The sequence below is a fragment of the Haloflavibacter putidus genome (assembly GCF_006546625.1).
Classification (GTDB): Bacteria; Bacteroidota; Bacteroidia; order Flavobacteriales; family Flavobacteriaceae; genus Mesonia; species Mesonia putida.
On the sequence record NZ_VIAR01000025.1, the window covers coordinates 1 to 3,715 of the forward strand.

Annotated in this window: 1 protein-coding gene; it reads left to right on the plus strand. The window is 38.4% G+C overall.

Going from position 1 to position 3,715, the window contains the following annotated elements:
• On the plus strand, nucleotides 1-3,715 hold a 3,715-nt coding region (locus tag FKR84_RS13185), incomplete at both ends, for a choice-of-anchor L domain-containing protein (RefSeq protein WP_233357779.1).

Consider the following 3,715-nt stretch of genomic DNA (forward strand, 5'->3'; position numbering starts at 1 on the left):
AGTAGTAGATCCGCCAGCTTGCGCTATGCCTGTTGATCTAGTTGTTAATAATATAACTTCTGCTACAGCAGAAATAAGCTGGACTCCAATTTCAGACGAAACCGAATGGGAAATTATTTACGGTCCTGTAGGATTTGATCTAGAAACCGAAGGCACTTCTGTAATAGATAACGATGGTAGTGTAGGTATTACGCTTACAGGTCTAAATCCTGCAACAGATTATGAAGTATACATAAAAGCAATTTGTAGCCCAACAGATGAAAGTAATCTAAGCGGTCCAATTGCTTTCAGTACAGCTTGTGATGTAATTTCTTTGCCGTGGGTTGAAGATTTTGCTGCAGACTCTACCCCAACTTGTTGGGAAGAAGGAGGCGATAATGCTTGGGATTACAGTACTGCTGCCGGTTATGCAGCTACCGATGTTTTAGACCACACACCTGGTGGTGGCACTAACTACGCTTGGATGGATGGTTCAGATAATAGTGATGGAGAAATTAGTACATTAACCTCTCCTTTTATAGATGTTTCCAGTTTAACGACACCAGCATTGTCTTTTGCGCTTTTCAGTAATAACACAGATGATAGTGCTATTAACATTATAGAGGTAGAATTTTATGATGGAACAAGTTGGAACAGCATTTTAAATGTAGGTACCTTGTTAGGAGATAGTTGGCAAGAATATATAATCAACGTGTCTTCTTATAGTATTACCGGTCCTGCACGAGTTCGTTTTACCGTAACCGGTAGTACTAACGGTTCAGCGTTTTATAACGATATCTTAATAGATGATGTGAGCTTTATGGAATTGCCTACCTGTCCTAAACCAATTAATTTGGTTACCGAAAATGCCACTTCTACTTCGGTAGATGTTTCGTGGACACCTAATGGTTCAGAAACCGAATGGGAGATTATCTACGGTCCTGTAGGATTTGATCCAGAAACCGAAGGCACTTCCGTAATAGATAACAATGGTACTGCGGGTATAACTCTTACAGGTCTAAATCCCGCAACAGATTATGATGTTTATGTAAAAGCGGTTTGTAGCCCAACAGATGAAAGTAATCTAACCGGTCCAATTGCTTTCAGTACAGAATGTGATGTGATTTCTTTGCCTTGGAGCGAAGATTTTGCGACAGACACCACCCCAACTTGTTGGGAAGAAGGCGGCGATAACACTTGGGATTATAGTACCGGTGCAGGTTATGCAGCTACAGATGTTTTAGATCATACACCTGGTGGCGGCACTAACTATGCTTGGATGGACGGTTCGGATAACGTAAGTGGCGAGATAAGCACACTTACTTCTCCTTTTATAGATGTTTCCAGTTTAACCGTTCCTGCTTTAGAGTTCTATTTATTTAGCAATAACACAGATGATGGAGCAATAAATATTGTAGACGTAGAAATTTACAATGGTACTGCTTGGAATGATATTTTAAATATAAACACACTTCAAGGAGATAATTGGCAAGGTTTTACCATAGATATTTCTTCTTATAATATCACCGGTCCTGTACGAGTTCGTTTTACTGTAACCGGTAGTGCAAATGGCTCGGCTTATTATAACGATATCTTGATAGATGATGTTACTTTTATTGAAATGCCAGATTGTATAGATCCAATTGTAGATTTTGATATTGTATCTGATTGTGATAATTCTCCCCAATTTTTTATTGAAGGTGAAGTAACAGATATTGGAGGATCAGACCCTATAGAAATTTCTGATGATCAAGGTAGCCCGATGCAAACCTTAACTGCCGAAGGGACTTTTACCTTTGGTCCATACCCTAATGGCACAGAGGTGTTTATTACCGTAGAAAACACATCGGATGTTAACTGTTCTACAATCAGTACAGGGTTGGTACAAAATTATTGTCCACCAAGTAATGACGAATGTATAGCAGCAATTGAAGTAACACCTAATGATGATTCTAATTGTACAAACGTGACAGCGGGAACAATTCAAGGAGGTACAGCTTCAGCAGAACCAAATACGTGTTCTGGAACCGCCAATGATGATGTATGGTTTCAATTTACAGCTACTACCACAGATCATATTATTTCAATTTTAAATATTAGTGATTCTAATACACTTTATCATAGTGTATATGAAGGTGTTGATTGTGATAACCTTTCACTTTTATATTGTGCAGACGGATTTGGTGACGAGAGTAGTATAGCCAATAACCTTACGGTGGGAGAAACCTACTGGGTGCGTGTCTATACATCTGACAGTGCACCAGATCAAAACACCAATTTTGATATTTGTGTAGCAAGTTTAACGCCACCAATTATAGTAGATACCAATACATATACCATAGATCAGTTAGTGACAGATGTTTTAATTAACAATCCTTGTGCGCAAGTTTCTAATATTACAGCTGTAACAGGAACAGATTTTGGTGATGTAAATGGTATAGGATATTTTGATTATAATAACTCCAGCTTTCCTTTAGAAAGTGGGGTTGTATTGAATAGTGGCGATGTAACCGAAGTACCCGGTCCTGAAACAGGAATTCAGAGTTCAGGTGGTTCAAGTTGGCCCGGGGATCCTGATTTGACAGCTTTAATTCAGCAAATTGAAGGAAATACTACCTCAGATTCTAATAATGCAACTATAATAGAATTTGATTTTGTTCCTTTTATTAATGAAATTAGTTTTGACTTCTTATTTGCTTCAGACGAGTACGGAACTTTCCAGTGTAGTTACTCAGACTCTTTTGCTTTCTTTTTAACAGATTCTAATGGTAATACCACCAATTTGGCAGTTGTGCCCGGAACTTCAGATCCTGTATCTGTACTTACAATTAGAGACGATGCTTATAATAGCAGTTGTTCCTCACAAAATGAACAATATTTTGCGAATTATTATGGTGCAGGAGGATTATCCGAGTTTGCTGCGCCTATAGATTTTAAGGGCCATACTACTGTTTTAACTGCACAGTCTGCGGTTACACCTGGAGAACAATACCACATTAAATTGGTAATTGGTGATAGAAATGATACTAGTTATAACTCAGCAGTATTCTTACAAGCCGGATCTTTTGATATTGGTGGTATAGACTTAGGCGATGATATTACATTGGAAAATGGTAATATCAATTGCCAAGGAGATCCAATCACTTTAGATACTGGCATTACCAATACTACAGATGCACAAATAGACTGGTATTTTGATGGAAATTTAATATCTGGCGAAAATGGACCAACCTTAGAAGTAACAGAAGAAGGTAATTATACTGTTTCGGTTATTTATTTTGGTCAGTGTGGTCTTACAGATCAAATAGATGTTAACTTTATAGACCCTTTAGAAGTAGATTTAGGTAACGACACTTCTGTTTGTAATGGCTTAATAACATTAGACGGTACTCCAACAAACGCAGGTATGTTTGGTAATGCTACATATACTTGGTACCAAGACGGTACAGAAATAGCCGGCGAGACCAGTGCAACTTTAGATGTTACGGAAGAAGGTACATATACTGTAGAAGTAGATGCTGTTATTTTAGATACAGACGGTAATCCTACTAGCAGCACTTGCTTTGCCACAGACGAAGTTATAGTAGATTCTAGTGCTTTCACGGTAGATTTAGGTGGTGATCAGAATTTCTGTTCTACAGACAGTTATGTTATAGAAGCCACTCTTACAGGGGCAGCCCCTTCAGATGCTACATTTGAGTGGTCGGACTCCGATGGTGTAATAGTCGGGGAGACA